Source organism: Sphingobacterium sp. GQ94 (assembly GCF_059758715.1).
The window spans coordinates 20,404-37,407 of the sequence record NZ_JCAXEC010000002.1 but is presented as its reverse complement, the minus strand read 5'-3'; the positions used below and the strand labels follow the sequence as shown (position 1 = coordinate 37,407).

The following is a 17,004-nucleotide window of genomic DNA, read 5'->3' as shown; positions in this document are numbered from 1 at the left end:
AACATTTTCCAAATTAAAAGATATATTCCTTTGAATTAGATTAAATTCATGATTTAGTTTGAGTTTTATTTTTTCTAAAAACTATAATTAATAAAACGACAATTCCCATTAAAAATGGATAATATGAATGTTGAATAATATCAACTGGGGACATTAATGGCTTATTTTGTTCAATAAGAATGATATTAGCAGCAGCTAATGCCGCTAATATTTGAGCACCATATGGAACCAACCCTTGCGTAAAGCATGAAACTGTATCCAAAATACTAGCCACCCTACCTCCATTTAATTTATTTTCATCTGAAATATCTTTAGCAATCGGTCCCACAATAATAATTGCTATTGTATTGTTTGCAATAGCTAAATTCACTAATGAAACTAAAAATGCAATGCCAAGCTCAGCCTTCTTTTTTGAGTTGATGCGCCTTGTTACAGCATCTAATAAATATTCAACCCCACCATTTAATCTAATAATTCCGACTACCCCCCCAATAATCAAACAAAGAATACTGAGTTCAAACATGCCTGAAAATCCATCGTTGACGGATTTGAGAATAGTAAGAAAATCAATAGAATGACTAGATAAACCTATTAATGAAGAAATTAGAATCCCAATACCCAAAGTCCAAATCACATTTAGGCCACAAAGTGCCAATACAAAAACGGCAATGTAGGGGATTACTTTAATGAGATCAAAATCTTCTACATTCAACTCTTCTACATTCGCAATAAGAAAATGACCTTGAACCGCATAAATTACAAACACCAAAATGGCCACTGGAAATACCATTTTGAAATTGACTTTAAACTTCTCTTTCATTCCAATATCTTGAGTTCTTGTCGCTGCAATTGTCGTATCAGAGATAAATGATAAATTATCGCCAAACATTGCCCCACCCACTACCGCGGACAGGGCTAAAGGCATAATGCCTGAAATATTGCTTTCAACGCCAACCGCAATTGGAGCTAATGCGACTATCGTTCCAACAGACGTCCCCATAGAAGTCGATATAAAGCAAGAGACCAGAAAAAGTCCAGCGATAATATATTGAGGACTTATATAAGTTAAAGCAAAGTTGATCGTAGAGGAAATCGCCCCCATGTTTTTTGACACCTCTCCGAAAGCCCCTGCCAATAAAAAAATCAAGATCATGATCAGAATATTTTCATTACCAGCACCGCTTGCGAAACTTTTAAGCTTCTGAGAGAAAGACCGCTTGGGAAATTGAAAAAAGGCGACAAAAAGCGAAAAAACAAAAACTACCAACACAGGAACTGCATAAAAATCCTGCAATATAAATGATCCGCAAAAATACACTATTACAAATAACAGAAGCGGTAATAAGGCCCAAAAATTGCCCTTCTTCATAAAATGAGATTAGATATAACAATTAAAAACTGACATTGTATTGGTCCCTGTAGGAAAAAACAAATTTCTACTATTTAGATAATGAAATCTACATATTATCTAGCGAAAATGAAAATCAATTTCTTATATTATTTTTAAGTTGATCGAAAAATATACGTAACTTTAATCTTATCACCACAATAAACTTAAAACAAAGCTAAAATGAAAAGAACGCCTTTGACAACTTTAGTACTATTGTTAATAGTGGCAGTCATACTCGTATTCGCTACAACTTGCTTTGGTATAAATTAAGTAAAATCAAAAGGGGACAATATATTTTATTATCCCCTTTTGATTTTGTCTTATTCTGATTCCTTTTCCCAAAAATCAGCATTTTTTATCCCTAGTTCTTTCGGATTAAACTCAGGATCTTTAATCCCCTGCTTTCTTTTATTTTTATAGTCTTTCCAAACCTTCATGGCGGTTTTACTTAATAATAAGATAGCAATTATATTTACCCAAGCCATTAACCCTACTCCAATATCTCCAATTGCCCACGCCATATCTGCGGTCCTGACAGTCCCAAAATAGACCGTTAATAAAAAAGCTATCTTGAATACCCAATTAATGATATTTCGAATTTTAGGATTTTTTATTAAATACGATATATTGGTATCTGCATAGTAAAAATAGGCCATTATGGTAGTAAAAGCAAAGAAAAATAAGGCTACTGCAACAAAACCGTCACCAAATCCAGGGAAATGATGTGAAACAGCAGCTTGGGTAAAACCACTATAATCCACATTTGGAATATTTTCTTGAATCATGGTGGTAGCTTTACCGGCAGCATCTAATTCAGTTACATTATATTTTCCCGTAAATAAGATCATTAATGCTGTTGCTGTACATACAAAGAGTGTATCAACATAGACTGAAAAAGCTTGAACCAATCCTTGCTGAGCAGGATGATTGACATCAGCAGCAGCAGCAGCATGTGGAGCAGTTCCTTGTCCAGCCTCATTTGAATAAATCCCTCTTTTCACGCCCCAAGATATTGCCATCCCTATAATCCCACCAAAAGTTGCATCTAAACTAAATGCACTACTAAAAATCAGTCCAAAAACCCTTGGTATCTCAGTGAAATTCAAGGCAATAATTATTACGGTCATTAAAATATACCCGCCCGCCATAAAGGGTACAATAAATTCAGCTACTGTTCCCAACCGCTTTACGCCTCCAAAAATAATTAGCGTTAATAAACCAACAACAGCAATTCCGGTGTAGGAATGAGGAATATTAAAAGCATTGTTAACAGAAGATGCTATTGCGTTACTTTGAACCCCTGGAAGTAAAAATCCAGCTGAAATAATGATTAAACAGGCAAATAATATAGCATACCATTTTACTCCTAACCCTTTCTCGATATAATAAGCAGGTCCTCCTCTAAATTCCAGTCCGTCCTTTTGCTTATATAGTTGACCTAAAGTCGCCTCTATGAACGCTGAAGCAGATCCTAAAAAAGCAATTATCCACATCCAGAAAACAGCTCCCGGTCCGCCATAAAAAATTGCAGTGGCCACTCCTATAATATTTCCAGTACCTACTCGACCTGAAATCGCAAGAGCAAAAGCTTGAAAAGAGGATATTCCCTCTTCATTTTTCTTCTTTGCAAAAAGAAGTCTTATCATGTCTTTCAAAGAAGTTACTTGAAGGAACCCAGTCCGAAAAGAGAAATAAAGTCCTGTAAATAAACATAGATATATGAAAATATCACTCCAGACAAGGTTGGAAAGTAAAGAAATAAAATTATCCATTAATTTGGTTTAAACAATTATTTGTCATAAAATATGTGTAAAGAAACACTTTTTTTCTAAAAACACATATTTTTTTTACCGATTTCCTTTCATTTAATAATTCAAAAAAGCTTTTAAAATTCTATTCGAACTGGAATCAGGTTAATAATTCACTTTCTAATGAATGCAAAAGGTCATTTGAATTATATATAATTAAAGTCTAAATGAGGTGTACGATATTCGAGTAGTTTAATACCTTTTTTAATCGTAACTTTGTATCCAAATTGGATTTAGTAGCAAAAATTGTGGTTTCGATATTAGCTGGAACGTCCATTATTTGAAATTCGGATTTTCACATTCCAGGTACCATCAACTCCTTATGTTTTTTTAAAATTACAGCGGATATAGTTGCCATACAATTTGTGCTTTAGGTTGTAAATTATTTGTAAATATTTTTAAAAAAAGATATTCATAATTCACTTACCATCCATGTATAGTACATAAATTAATAGAATAGAAAAACTATATAACTGTTTATTAATTAAATAGTTATAAAATTTAAAAAATAATAAATGATCAATGTTTCTAATTTATCACTTCGGTATGGAAAGCGAGTTCTATTCGAAGATGTCAACTTAAAATTTACACCTGGAAATTGTTATGGTATAATTGGCGCCAATGGCGCCGGTAAGTCAACATTTCTAAAAATCATTTCTGGAGAGATCGACCCTTCAACTGGATCAGTGGCTTTCACCCCTGGTGAGCGGATGTCCGTTTTAAACCAGAATCATTATGCTTTTGATGAATTCACCGTATTGGAGACAATCATGATGGGGAATCAGGAACTCTATAAAGTGATGAAAGAAAAGGATGCAATCTATATGAAGGATCCCTTCACCGATCAAGATGGAGAAAGAGCCGGAGAACTAGAGAGTCTTTTCGCTGAAATGGATGGATGGAATGCTGAAAGTGATGCTGCTAACTTATTAAGCAACTTAGGAATAAAGGAAGAGCTTCATTATAAATTGGTTAAAGAATTAGATGGAAATGAAAAAGTAAGGGTATTATTAGCTCAAGCTCTTTTTGGAAAACCCGATATTCTTATTCTGGATGAGCCTACCAATGATTTGGATATCAATACAATCGCCTGGTTAGAAGATTTCCTTGCTAGTTATGAAGCTATTGTGTTAGTCGTATCTCACGACCGTCACTTCCTTGATGCAGTCTGTACTCACATTGTTGACATTGATTTTAGCAAAATGAGTATCTATACCGGGAATTACACATTCTGGTATGAATCTTCTCAATTGGCCCTAAAACAAAGAACTGACCAGAACAAGAAGATGGAAGATAAAGTGAAAGAACTTCAAGAATTTATTCGCCGTTTCTCTGCAAATGCTTCAAAATCAAAACAAGCGACTTCTCGTAAGAAGGCCTTGGATAAAATCAACATTGAGGATATTAAACCATCCAACAGGAAGTATCCTGCAATCATGTTCAACTTAATGGATAGAGATCCGGGAGATCAAATTCTAAATGTTGAAGGCTTGGGAAAAACCATCAATGGTGAAGTGTATTTCAAAGACATCACTTTTATGGTTAATAAGGGAGACAAAATTGCTGTACTTTCTGAAAATAATTTAGTGACATCTGCCTTTTTTGATATTTTATCAGGACGTGACAAAGATTTTCAAGGGGAATTTAAGTGGGGGATAACCATTACTCCTGCTGATATGCCTATAGATAATTCTTCGTTCTTTGACGGTAAAAATGAAAACCTAGTTGACTGGTTAAGAGACTACACCACCAAGCCAGAAGCTGACGAGCAATTTATTCGTGGTTTCTTAGGAAAAATGCTCTTTTCAGGTGAAGAAGTATTAAAAAAATGCTCCGTATTATCCGGGGGAGAAAAGATGCGATGTATGTTTTCCAGAATGATGCTTCAAGGAGCGAACTTTTTGATCTTTGATGAACCTACAAACCATTTAGATTTAGAGTCAATCACGGCTCTCAATAATGGTATGAATGACTTTAAAGGATCAATTTTATTTACCTCGAGGGATCATGAATTGACGCAGACAGTTGCAAACCGTATTATTGAATTGACTCCAAACGGAATCATTGACAAACTTATGTCATACGACGAATACATCAATTCTGACCAAGTGAATATACAAAGAGAAGAAATGTATAAAAAGCGTTAATACAATTAATATTTTGATACTGCTAATGGGGTGTTTTTAATCATTGTTGAAACACCCCATTTTTATTTACCAAAGGTTAATCTACAGTAATTACCTGCTTTCTAATTGCATGATCAGCTTAGACTTTATTTGGCTAAAACAATAATCCTTTGCCTCTGCGTATGAAATTCCATAGAGAAGTTTTGAGGGATGCAGATCTATGGGAAATTGCCGTAAAATTTTCTTATAATAATTATCTAAATCGTCATCACCGGGTAATTCAAAATGAATTCGCAGTTGGAATCTTCTAAGCAAAGCTTGGTCAATAACTTCGGGATGATTTGTTGCACAAATTAATAAAGCATCTTCTGAAAAATAATCAATTAGCTGAATGATGGTATTCACCAACCTTCTCATTTCTCCAACATCGTTGTCATTAACTATTCTTGACTTAGCAATCTGGTCAAATTCATCTAAAAACAACACGGCTTTTTCTCGAGTTGCTCGGTCAAAAATCTGCTTAATATTTTGGGAAGTCTCCCCGATCCTTGAGTGAATTACAGTACTTAAATTCAGAATGATTAAGGGCTTATTAAGGGATGTTGCAATTGCTTTTGCACTCATAGTCTTTCCACATCCAGAACTACCGTATATTAAAAGCTTATTGTTAACTGGAAGCCCATAATGTTGCAATTCTTCTCTATACAGATGCTCCTTAATAAGGTCGTTGAGCAGTTGTTTATTCTCTTCACTCAGAAAAACATGATTTAAATTAACCTCTTCCCTATCTTTGATGATCAGATCTTGTATATTCATAGTTAATGCCTTTTAAAATTTAAGGCTTAAAAATCTTGGTCTTTTGTATTTTCCAAAGATAACTGTATTTTCTTATAATAGGTACCTTGTACCACGCTCTTTATAAACAAATCTAAAAACTAAATTTATTCAGCTATTAATCCACTAAGCTCGCCTATTATTAAAGGTTTACTTAGATTAATGATCCATAATAAGCAAGCTTACTGGTTCTCTAAATAAAGAATCAGTAAGCTTCAATCATTTTATCACTTGAATTAAATGGTGTTTTATAAGTAAAAAACACTACTTTTTATAGTATTTCATTGCCTCTGGGATAAAGGCTTGTAGTTGAGATATACGACGAGCATCACTTGGGTGAGTACTCAACCATTCAGGATTTTTCCCACTTTTACCTTGGGACATTCTTTCCCAAAATTTGACAGACTCATTTGGATTATAACCAGCCATTGCCATTAAAATTAGACCGGCCTTGTCAGCTGCTAATTCATCTTTACGAGAAAAGCTTAGCGATCCGACTTGATACCCTATTCCATATAGTTGATTAAACAATCCAATATATTTGCTATTACTCATTGTTCCAGCTGCGCCAAGTATTTGAGCTCCATATTGAGCTGCCATAGCGTTTGAATATTGTGCCACAGAATGTTCTTCTATTGCATGGGCAATTTCATGGCCCATAACAGTCGCTAACCCTGCGTCATTTTGAGCCACCGGAAGGATTCCAGTATAAACTGCAACCTTACCACCCGGCATACACCAAGCATTCACATCATCACTTTTAATTAGGTTAAATTCCCAGTTAAAATTGAAATTATCAGCTATTCCTAATTGCTTCAGATATTGATTAGCGGCAGCAGCTATATTGTTTCCAACACGTTTTACTTGAGTTGCAGCAGAAGTTCCAGTTACAACTTTCGACCCATTTTTGCTTAAAAAATCTTTATAGGCTAAAGCAGCTTGATCATTAATTTGCTGTGAGTCTACTAGCTTAAGATATTTTCGGCCCGTAATTGCTGAGGTTGCACAACTAGCTAAGGTTGCACAAATAAGAAATATCTTGGCATATTTAAAAACCCTTTTCATAAATATTGTTGATTTAATTTAAAATTTTCATTAGTTATACCTTATACGTATAACAAAACTTGTACCCAAAAGTTTAATCCTTGGATTTTTTCTTGAATAAGAAAATTTTAGATTCGTGGCCTTTTAACAATCTCTCGATGTTTTTTTGATGAGTTACCAAGATTAGTGCACAAATTGCAATACCATATAATAAAATAGAAGGAACTGAAGTTTTAAATATGAATGCAATACTGAATGGGAAAGTAAAACCTGCCATAATGGAACTTAATGACACATAATGAGTTACCAATAGAACCACTAAAAATACAGAAACGCATATTAACGCAGCTGGCCAGTGGATTGCCAAGATCATTCCAAAAAGTGTGGCAACCCCCTTTCCCCCTCTGAAACCTGCAAATATTGGAAACAAATGACCTAAAACTGCTATAACTCCTAAAGCCAATTGGATGTTAACAAACTGCGGAGAGTCATGATTCCCAATGATTGTATTGTCTAAAAGAAATGGAAGGTTGGTCGCTGTCCATCCCTTAAAAATATCCACAAACATAACGATCGACCCAGCCCTTTTTCCTAAAACACGAAAGGTATTTGTTGCTCCTGCGTTCCCGCTCCCGTATTCCCTTACATCTACGCCATAGAATGCTTGTCCAAACCAAACCGCCGTGGGAATTGATCCAAATAAGTATGCTAATATGACTATTCCAATCAGATAAATAGATATCATATCAAGCAATTTACTAAATTAGTTTTGCTTTTAAACTCAAATCAAGACTTTTTACTGAGTGTGTTAGAGCCCCCACAGAAATGTAGTCTACACCTGTTTTTGCATACGATTCTATGCTTTCCAAGGTAATGCCTCCAGAAGCTTCGGTGACGATTTTTCCGGAAACCATTTCTACCGCCCTTTTCACATCAATTGGTGTAAAATTATCCAACATCACTCGATCTACTCCTTCCAACTCAAGAACTTCCTTTAGCTCACTAAAGTCTCTCACTTCAACCTCAACGGGGATATCTAAATTATGGTTCCTTTTATAATCTAAAGCTCCATTCACAGCTTCATTTATTCCACCCGCATAATCTACATGATTATCTTTAATTAAAATCATATCGTATAAACCGAACCTGTGATTCACCCCCCCTCCTATTTCTACTGCTTTTTTCTCCAAGAAACGCAGTAAAGGAGTTGTTTTCCTTGTGTCCAATATTTTAGCGTTTGTTGATGAAACCGCCTCAACGTATTTGGAAGTTTGTGTCGCAATACCCGACATGCGTTGCATGATGTTCAACACCAAACGTTCACCCATGAGAATGGTTTGGATTTTGCCTTTCAATCTAAAAGCAATTTCGCCAAAGGTAACCTTTGCACCATCTTGAATGTAGGTTTCAAACTCGAGCAAGGGATCAAGATAAAAAAATATTTCTTTGGCTATTTCAACACCAGCCAATATACCATCTTCTTTTATTAATAATTGTGCATGTCCTAGTTGATTTTCATCAATTGTAGATAGACTTGTGTAATCACCATCGCCAACATCCTCCAAAAGCGCATTTTGAACAAAATGTATAAGCTTTTCTTTAAATTCTTTCTCCATTTATCAACCTAAAATTAAGCGAAGATGAATAAAAATATATTTATTTGAAAACTTAATTAAATAAAAAATTGAAGTTTATTCAATTCGAAGTTCTATAATTTGCGCCTGTCCAGCCACTTGGTTGAATTTCACAAAGACTCTATAGCTTGCATTTGTAGATTTAAGCTGATAGACAATATAAAAATTATTGTTACTTCGATTTGTTCTTTGAACCTGTTTTATTTTAGTGGTTTTATTTGTGCGAAAATAATCAGCCAATATGACCTCAGCCTGAAATTTCGAATAGTAACCAGAGTCATTTTTAATAGACAGCGAAACGTTCTCACCAAAAAAATCAGCAATGGATTTAGCATTACTTGTTTTAAAAGCATTCAGGACCTCAAGCCCAATTTCTCCTTGCCATTTAGCAATTGAAAAAATGGGTAATAAGATTGATGCTAAACTTAAAATTAGCAATCTAATATGATATAAAATTTTATTTACAACCATAATTGAATTTGGATAGAAAATTATTTTCTATACATTAAAAAAATAAAAAACTATTTTTTTAAATGTGCATACCAAAATTATGCCAATGATGAATTTTGTAATTATTCCAGAGCAACAACAGTGATTTATATTAATTTTAAAGGAATATAAAGTATATTTGTGTAATGAGTTCTGATCAAAATAAAGTAGCACTTTTAATCCTGGATGGATTAGGCTACGGTAATAACGATAATTCTAATGCTGTTTTAGCTGCAAATACTCCATTTTTAGATCATTTATTAGCAACATATCCTAACTCCAAATTAGACGCCTCAGGCGAGTCGGTTGGATTACCAGATGGACAAATGGGAAATTCTGAAGTAGGTCATATGAATTTAGGTGCCGGTCGTGTTGTATATCAAGAACTAGGTCGAATAAACAAAGCCGCATCTGATGGTGTTTTTAAAACAGATCCAACATTGCTATCTGCATTTAATTACGCTAAAGACAATCATAAAAAAGTTCATTTTATTGGTTTATTATCTGATGGTGGAGTTCATTCACATATTAATCATCTCAAAGCACTTTGTGACGCAGCAAAAGAATCAAATTTAACGGATGATCAAGTTTACATACACGCTTTTTTAGATGGAAGAGATACAGACCCTAATGGTGCATTAGCATATATCAAAAGTTTAAATGAGCACCTTAATCACTCTGTAGGAACGATTGCCTCAGCTATCGGCAGGTACTATGCTATGGATCGAGATAATCGTTGGGAGCGAGTAAAACAAGCTTATGATTTATTGACTAAAGGTATAGGTCAGCCTTCAACCAATTTAATTGAAAATATTGAAAAATCTTACGCTGATAAAATAACAGACGAATTCATCAAACCGATCGTGATGATCGATAAGGATGGAAGTCCTAAAGGGGTGATTGAATCGGGGGATGTGGTAATATGTTTCAACTTTCGAACCGACCGTGGTCGTGAAATTACCATTGCACTTACCCAATCTGAATTTCCTGAATACGATATGTATCCAGTCCCGTTGCATTATGTCACCATGACTTCTTACGATGAGACATTTAAGAATGTTCATGTTATTTTTCACAAAGATAATATTACACAAACTCTAGGGGAAACACTCTCCTTGCAAAATAAAAGTCAAGTTCGAATTGCTGAAACTGAGAAATATCCACATGTTACTTTCTTCTTTTCTGGGGGCCGAGAAGACCAATTTGAAGGGGAAAGAAGACTTCTAGTTCCTTCTCCAAAAGTGGCTACCTATGACTTACAACCTGAAATGAGTGCTGCGGGCATCACGGAAGCCATCACCAAAGACATGATTGAAAACGGGCCGGATTTTATTTGTTTGAATTTTGCCAATCCTGACATGGTAGGGCACACTGGAGTCTTTGATGCAGTTGTGAAAGCTGTTGAAACTGTGGACAGTTGTACAAAACAAGTGGTAGAAACTGGATTAAACCATGGATATTCCTTCATTATACTTGCTGATCATGGTAATTCAGAATTTATGATGAATGAAGATGGTTCTGTAAACACTGCACATACAACTAACTTAGTCCCATGTATTTTAATTGACAACAACTTTAAAAACATCAAGGATGGTAAACTCGGAGATATCGCACCAACTATTTTGAAAATAATGGGTTTATCAATACCAACTGAAATGACTGGAAATGTATTGGTCTATTAAAAAAAATCTATATAAAATGATAACAGCAGGGCTTTTATTCTCCGCTGTTATCTTTGCTTGTAATTCCTCTGATACTAATTCGAAAACTTCGGATCTAAAGATTAAGAAACATTTTGATATCCCAAGCTTTATTCAAAAGGAAATCGATTCTCTACAAACTGCAAATCCAAATGTATTGAAAACAGTCACTATGGATATCAAAATGGAGACGAAAACGTTAAAGATAAAGGATTGGGAAAAGGAATTTTCAAGTTTTAAATCTATTGATTTAAATAAACCTGCCTATTCAGGGTTTATAAAAGTAGATACCATTGGGCAGGTCTTAGAATATAGTTTTACTGATCCAAATCTAGATCTTTCCTGTGTACGAGTTAATCTTGACAAGAATGGAAGCCCTATAATGATATCCATCCAAAAACACATAAAAAATAACTTATACACAAGTTCTGAGTTTTTAGTTTACGAAAAATCTAAATTTTATATTGTCGAAAAAAATCAAGATGTAAAAGTTATGGGAAGTAATTTTTACAAAATATTAGGTCAATTCATCAATTAATCATAGTGAACCAATGAAATTAGTTTGTCACTAAATCGACTTAATCTTCCATTGCTTTGTAAAAAATCTAAGCTGATTACAAATGTATATCCAGCAATAGACCCACCAAGTTTCTCAATTAGCTTGCTTGCAGCAACTACCGTTCCTCCTGTTGCCAATAAATCATCATGAATTAAAACTTTAGTTCCAGGAAAAAAGGCATCTTCATGCATCTCTATTGTAGCCTGGCCGTATTCCAATTTATAGGATTCCGATACCGTATTAAACGGAAGTTTCCCTTGTTTGCGTATTGGAACAAATGGTTTGTTTAAATGCTGCGCAAGTAAAAATCCAAACAAGAATCCACGAGATTCTATCCCAGCAATCACATCAAAATCAACCCCTTCTAATTTAAGCGCAAATTCCTCAATTGCCAATTTCACCAATTCAGGGTGTTGCAATAATGGAGTTATATCTTTAAATACAATTCCTGGATTTGGGAAATCCAATACATCGCGAATAATTTCCTTTAATTTTCCTTCTAGCATTTGTATATTATTTTTTTAAATGTGCAATTTTACGGAAAAATAATTCATCAAAAGAAAAACAAAGCTTAATTCAAGCGCCAACAATCTCTAGATAGACAATGATAACTGAAAAATTATCTACTTATAAATCTATCATAAATTGTAGTAGCTTAAAAGAGAATCGGAACGTATAAAGATTTACCAAGTCGATTGACAATTAACAAATCTTGATTACATTTGGCTAAAACAACAGACTCTCACCTATGCATTTTGTTCGTCCTGTATTTATATTAAAATTCATTTTCTCTGATGTAATTTGGAGGATGAATAAAAAAGAGAGAAATATATATTTGACCTTTGATGATGGCCCTATACCTGAGATTACACCTTGGGTTTTAGATTGCTTAAAGGATAAAAATGTCAAGGCCACATTTTTTTGTGTAGGTGAAAATATTCACAAAAATCCAGAAATATTTGAGCGTATAAAACAGGAAGGTCACCAAATAGGGAACCACACGTTTAATCATCTAAGAGGTTGGGATACTGAAAACGAAGCCTATTTAAGCAATGTTGATAAATGCCAAAAACTAACTGGAACAAAACTATTTAGACCACCATATGGCAGAGCGAAAAAGGATCAATTAAACATCTTAAAGCAGCATTACGAAATTATTCTTTGGGATGTTTTAACAGGAGATTATGATCGTTCAATAAGTCCGCAAAAATGTCTATATAATACTATAAAATATTGTAGAAATGGTAGTATTATAGTATTTCATGATAACATAAAAGCTTTTGAAAATTTAAAATATGCCCTACCAAGAGCAATTGATCAGTTGTCATCCAAAGGGTTTATTTTTTCCTTATTCTAAAGTATCTTGGATAACAACAGAATAATCCTTTGCATTACTTAAAGAAAAATACCCTAAAGCTCCATTACTTATATTAGAGGTTGGGTTACCCGGAGCGGCATTACCGGGATTGGCTGCCTGAACCTCAGACCAATACCTATACACATCTTTAGAAACGATATTTCTTCGTACAATTATTTCATCTGATGAATTAAAATTCTCTTGATCCCCTCCGCTTATTTGGTGAGTAACTTGCTTTCCATCGTTATATTTATCACTCAGTACAGCACTAAACTTAAAGGGTTCTCCGTTTACAGAAATACTGTATTTGTAGAAGTTTGATACACCATCTGGATCATCAAATTTAAGATTAATAAAATAATACGTTTCATTAAAAATATCTTCCTTGGTCACGCCTAAAGAATCTATTTCCACATAGTCATACATACGAGCAGTTGAAACATAGTTTTCGCCATCTATGGAGACGTTCAAAAAATAAGTATCTTGAGTGTTAATATCCATAGTAGAATGAATATATCTACCATTTCCATTATGCATGAATCGAAAATTTCTCCCTCGGTTAGTACTTAAGATAACTTCAGCATTCTCTACAGCATCAAACGCCTTAGTTTCTTCAAAATTCACCGTTCTGCTAACTTGAATTTCCTGGCCCGAACCCAAATTATTCAGATCCGCTACAATGACCACTTTAGGATCAGCTGAATTTAAATCTACTTCAATCAATTCTTCACAACCGAGCAGTAATAGGGACGATAAACTCAAAATTATTATTCGGAAAACCTTCATATTTATTAAAATTTAAAATTCCATGTCACGGATGGTATGATACCAAATAAAGCAATTTTGTAAGCTTGAGTTACATTTGGATTTGATTCACTCTCGCGAAAATCTATGATATAAGCATTCTTCCTATTGTAAACATTATAAAACCCAAATGCCCAGGAAGAATTAAATTTCTTGCTTTTCATAGGAGGTTCATAAGTTGCAGAAAGATCCAATCTATGATAATTCGGCATTCTATAATCATTCCTTTGTGTATAATAAAACATTGTTTTTCCATCAACCTGATATTTTCCACTTGGAAAAGTAATGGCATTCCCTGTGTTAAAGACAAAGGTAGCTCCTAGAACCCAATTTTTACTTAATTGATATATTCCAACCACCGATACATCGTGCGTTCTATCTTGTCTTGCATTGAACCATTCATTATTATTTATTTGCTCAAATAATTTTTCGCTTTTAGCTAACGTATATCCAATCCATCCACTCAGTTTTCCCTTATTTTTTCTTAACAGAAATTCTACGCCATAAGACCTTCCAATCCCATATAACAAATCTCCTTCCATATATTTATTTGCCTGTAAGTCCGCTCCATTTCTAAAGTCAATCTGATTATCCATAAATTTATAGTAGGATTCTACAGAGAATTCGAATTCATTGTCTCGAAAGTTTTTGAAATATCCAACTGCAATCTGATCGGCTATCTGAGGTTTAATATTCAAACTACTCACCACATATTGATCGGTAGGTAAACTTGCGGTTGTATTAGTTAGTTGATGTAAATTTTGAGCAATTCTGTTGTAGCTAGCTTTCACGCTATTAGAGTTGTTGAAAATATAAGCCATTGAAAGTCTTGGCTCAACATTCACATAATGCTTAGCAATAGCAGTTCCAAAAGATTGCTCTCCAATTGGTTCACCTTGTTCATCAAAGTCATAGAAGGTCCCAGGCCCCATAACCATAAAGTCATTAACCCTTACTCCATAAATTAATGAAAAATTTTCTACTGGCTTCCATTCATGGGAAAAATATGCAGCGGCTTCTATTCCTTGCCGATTATCAACCATTATAGAATTAACTTGTGAATTATCTTTCGCATTTAAACTAGCTGGTGCAATTCCTTGATGCAGTAGATTTACACCAAATCGGATTACATTATTGTTATTTGAATAGTAGGAAAAGTCTTGCTTTAAATTCCAATTCCTGATTTTAGAGGCAATTGTAAAATCGCTATCATCATTATTAACATTAACATGATACGTAAAATCACTATATATTAATGAAGTATTGCTAAACAATTGTTCATTCAATACACTATTCCATCGTAAAGTTGCTGTGGCATTACCCCAATCAAATCCAAACAAATCCCCATATCCTAGTTCATCTTTACCAAAATAACCAGAAAGATAAACTGTATTTTTCTCGTTTAATTTATAATTAACTTTAGCATTTAAATCGTAAAAATACAATTTGCTCTTGTTTACAGTTTCATCATTCGATAACTTTAAAAATAAGTCAGCATACGTTCGACGCCCGCTGACCATAAATGAGCTTTTATCTTTGACTATCGGCCCCTCCAACTTAAGTCTGGAAGCAATTAAACCAAGCCCCCCCTCCAAAGAGAATTTTTTTTGATTTCCGTCTAACATGCTGACGTCCATCACCGAAGAGATCCTTCCACCATATTGTGCCGGTATTCCACCTTTATAAAGGTTAGCATCCTTAATCGCATCTGAATTAAAAGTAGAAAAAAATCCAAGTAAATGGGAAGCGTTATACACAGTTGCCTCATCAAGCAATATTAAATTTTGATCACCGGCTCCACCACGAACATAAAAACCTGAGCTGCCCTCTGCGGCGGAGGCAACTCCGGGAAGTAATTGAAAAGTTTTTAGAATATCCTTTTCTCCAAACACAACCGGTATATTTTTTAATTCATCCATGGTAAATTTAATATTACCCATTTGCGCAGAGGTAACACTTTGATTTTCTTTTTTACCAGAAATAACGACCTCTTGGATTGCATTGGATTCGGAACTTAACTCAAAAACTATCCGTTGATTTTCTGAAAGCTTTAAACTATCTGTTTTTGTAGAATATCCAACATAAGAAACATCCAATACATAATCACCTTTTGGAATTGTTAGAGAATAAAATCCATATTTATTCGAATAGCTACTCGCTTTACTCCCGCGGATTTTAATCACTGCCCCTATAAGATTTTCTCCTGAATTTGCATCTTTTATATACCCATTCAATGTTATTTTTTCTTGTCCAAAGAGAAACCCGATGGAAAAGCACAAAATCATGAGAAATAGAATTTTTTTCATAAATGGTGATAGATATCTGCAAACATATATTCAAAAAAATAAACAAAAGCTTTTGAGTAAATTCAATATGTTTCTGTAGACTTAAAATTTAGTAAACTATTAATATTTCTTATTTGGCCTTTTGCAAAAAAAATAGCCTAGGATGCTTTTGAGAAGAATTTCTGAAAAAATACTCCTTGATAAGCAATAGATTTTTGCCAATATTCCCAGTTGTGTGCTCCGGGCATTGTAAAAAACTGATGTGGAATATTCAGATAATTTAATTTCTCATGGAGTTTACAATTGACCAAATAAAAGAAATCCTGAGTTCCACAATCAATAAACAACTCAAGTGATTTTGGTTTAATCAAATGTGTTAATTCCATAACAGTATGTGAATTCCAAATATCAGGGTTTTCAGCATAAACACCTAAAAGATTGGATATATTCCAATTATTTGGAAATGGACGTATATCCACTCCTCCAGATGTGCTACCCGCTGCCCCATAAATATCTTGGTGCTTGATGGCTAAATAAAGAGCTCCGTGACCCCCCATACTTAGACCTGTTATTCCTCTTTTTGAACGATCCTTGTAAACAGCATACTTGTCTTCAATAAACGCAATAAGCTCTTTGGAAACAAAGGTCTCGTATTGAAATTCTTTGTTATCCTGTATATCCCAATACCAACTTCCAAATCCACCATCTGGGCATACAATTATCATTTGCAATTGATCTGCCATTTCCTTCACATCAGGGACTTTGTTCACCCAATCTCCATAATTCCCAGAATAACCATGAAGCAAATACAAGGTAGGAAAAGTTTTTCCTTTCGAATCCTCAGGTTGAATAACAACTGTCTTAATTAGTTTATTCATTGCCGCACTTGGAATATTTAATGTATCTACTTTTGCAGCGAATGAAAAATTTAAGCAGACTACGAACAGAAAAATGGAAAGCGTGAATTTCATTAA

Annotated in this window: 15 protein-coding genes; 4 read left to right on the top strand and 11 right to left on the bottom strand. The window is 34.1% G+C overall.

All coding sequences use genetic code 11. The features are described from left to right. Positions 1 to 46: 46 nt before the first annotated feature. Together AC6CHH_RS01945 and AC6CHH_RS01940 are read right to left on the bottom strand one after the other, a co-directional pair. Positions 47 to 1,369 (bottom strand): Na+/H+ antiporter NhaC family protein, encoded by a 1,323-nt coding sequence (locus tag AC6CHH_RS01945; RefSeq protein WP_498279172.1) that lies wholly within the window; start codon positions 1,367 to 1,369, stop codon positions 47 to 49. A 341-nt stretch (positions 1,370 to 1,710) separates the two neighbouring features. Then, a complete protein-coding gene (locus AC6CHH_RS01940) occupies positions 1,711 to 3,162 on the bottom strand; it encodes an alanine/glycine:cation symporter family protein (protein ID WP_498279170.1) in 1,452 nt (483 codons plus the stop codon). A 551-nt stretch (positions 3,163 to 3,713) separates the two neighbouring features. Between AC6CHH_RS01940 and AC6CHH_RS01935 the strand changes: the two genes are divergently transcribed. Continuing rightward, the gene (locus AC6CHH_RS01935; protein ID WP_498279168.1) at positions 3,714 to 5,345 is read left to right on the top strand and encodes an ABC-F family ATP-binding cassette domain-containing protein; all 1,632 of its coding nucleotides are present in this window, start codon (positions 3,714 to 3,716) and stop codon (positions 5,343 to 5,345) included. 90 nt (positions 5,346 to 5,435) lie between these two features. Here the strand turns inward: AC6CHH_RS01935 and AC6CHH_RS01930 are convergent, their stop codons facing one another. The 5 genes from AC6CHH_RS01930 to AC6CHH_RS01910 form a co-directional block, all read right to left on the bottom strand. Then, a complete protein-coding gene (locus AC6CHH_RS01930; RefSeq protein WP_498279166.1) occupies positions 5,436 to 6,140 on the bottom strand; it encodes an AAA family ATPase in 705 nt (234 codons plus the stop codon). A 282-nt stretch (positions 6,141 to 6,422) separates the two neighbouring features. Next, positions 6,423 to 7,223, bottom strand: a complete 801-nt coding sequence (locus AC6CHH_RS01925) for a M48 family metallopeptidase (RefSeq protein ID WP_498279164.1) — start codon at positions 7,221 to 7,223, stop codon at positions 6,423 to 6,425. 73 nt (positions 7,224 to 7,296) lie between these two features. Beyond that, complete coding sequence (gene plsY, locus AC6CHH_RS01920) at positions 7,297 to 7,947, bottom strand: glycerol-3-phosphate 1-O-acyltransferase PlsY (RefSeq protein ID WP_498279162.1); 651 nt, start codon at positions 7,945 to 7,947, stop codon at positions 7,297 to 7,299. Positions 7,948 to 7,960: 13 nt separating this feature from the next. Further along, positions 7,961 to 8,818 carry a carboxylating nicotinate-nucleotide diphosphorylase gene (gene nadC / locus AC6CHH_RS01915; protein ID WP_498279160.1) on the bottom strand — a complete coding sequence of 286 codons (858 nt, stop codon included), beginning with the start codon at positions 8,816 to 8,818 and terminating at the stop codon, positions 7,961 to 7,963. A gap of 75 nt (positions 8,819 to 8,893) precedes the next feature. Then, positions 8,894 to 9,274: a DUF4783 domain-containing protein gene (locus AC6CHH_RS01910; protein WP_498279158.1), complete on the bottom strand. Its 381-nt coding sequence runs from the start codon at positions 9,272 to 9,274 to the stop codon at positions 8,894 to 8,896. 197 nt (positions 9,275 to 9,471) lie between these two features. Here AC6CHH_RS01910 and gpmI point away from each other — a divergent pair, with 197 nt between their 5' ends. Both gpmI and AC6CHH_RS01900 read left to right on the top strand, forming a co-directional pair. Further along, positions 9,472 to 11,007: a 2,3-bisphosphoglycerate-independent phosphoglycerate mutase gene (gene gpmI / locus AC6CHH_RS01905; RefSeq protein ID WP_498279156.1), complete on the top strand. Its 1,536-nt coding sequence runs from the start codon at positions 9,472 to 9,474 to the stop codon at positions 11,005 to 11,007. Between the two features lie 16 nt (positions 11,008 to 11,023). Continuing rightward, on the top strand, positions 11,024 to 11,563 hold the full coding sequence (locus AC6CHH_RS01900) for a hypothetical protein (protein WP_498279154.1): 540 nt from the start codon (positions 11,024 to 11,026) through the stop codon (positions 11,561 to 11,563). Here AC6CHH_RS01900 and AC6CHH_RS01895 read toward each other — a convergent pair. Continuing rightward, positions 11,560 to 12,090, bottom strand: a complete 531-nt coding sequence (locus AC6CHH_RS01895; RefSeq protein ID WP_498279152.1) for an adenine phosphoribosyltransferase — start codon at positions 12,088 to 12,090, stop codon at positions 11,560 to 11,562. The two genes, AC6CHH_RS01900 and AC6CHH_RS01895, sit on opposite strands and share 4 nt — an antisense overlap. 302 nt (positions 12,091 to 12,392) lie before the next feature. On the opposite strand from AC6CHH_RS01895, the gene AC6CHH_RS01890 reads away from it, so the two are divergent. After that, positions 12,393 to 12,941 (top strand): polysaccharide deacetylase family protein, encoded by a 549-nt coding sequence (locus tag AC6CHH_RS01890; RefSeq protein ID WP_498279150.1) that lies wholly within the window; start codon positions 12,393 to 12,395, stop codon positions 12,939 to 12,941. Here the strand turns inward: AC6CHH_RS01890 and AC6CHH_RS01885 are convergent. The 3 genes from AC6CHH_RS01885 to AC6CHH_RS01875 all read right to left on the bottom strand — a co-directional run bounded on the left by AC6CHH_RS01885 (position 12,933) and on the right by AC6CHH_RS01875 (position 17,001). Then, the gene (locus AC6CHH_RS01885) at positions 12,933 to 13,703 is read right to left on the bottom strand and encodes a DUF4249 domain-containing protein (RefSeq protein WP_498279148.1); all 771 of its coding nucleotides are present in this window, start codon (positions 13,701 to 13,703) and stop codon (positions 12,933 to 12,935) included. The genes AC6CHH_RS01890 and AC6CHH_RS01885 overlap by 9 nt on opposite strands. Positions 13,704 to 13,732: 29 nt before the next feature. Further along, positions 13,733 to 16,030, bottom strand: coding sequence for a TonB-dependent receptor (locus AC6CHH_RS01880; protein ID WP_498279146.1), 2,298 nt, complete (start codon positions 16,028 to 16,030; stop codon positions 13,733 to 13,735). 158 nt (positions 16,031 to 16,188) lie between these two features. Continuing rightward, complete coding sequence (locus AC6CHH_RS01875) at positions 16,189 to 17,001, bottom strand: alpha/beta hydrolase (protein WP_498279144.1); 813 nt, start codon at positions 16,999 to 17,001, stop codon at positions 16,189 to 16,191. Between the last annotated feature and the right edge of the window lie 3 nt (positions 17,002 to 17,004).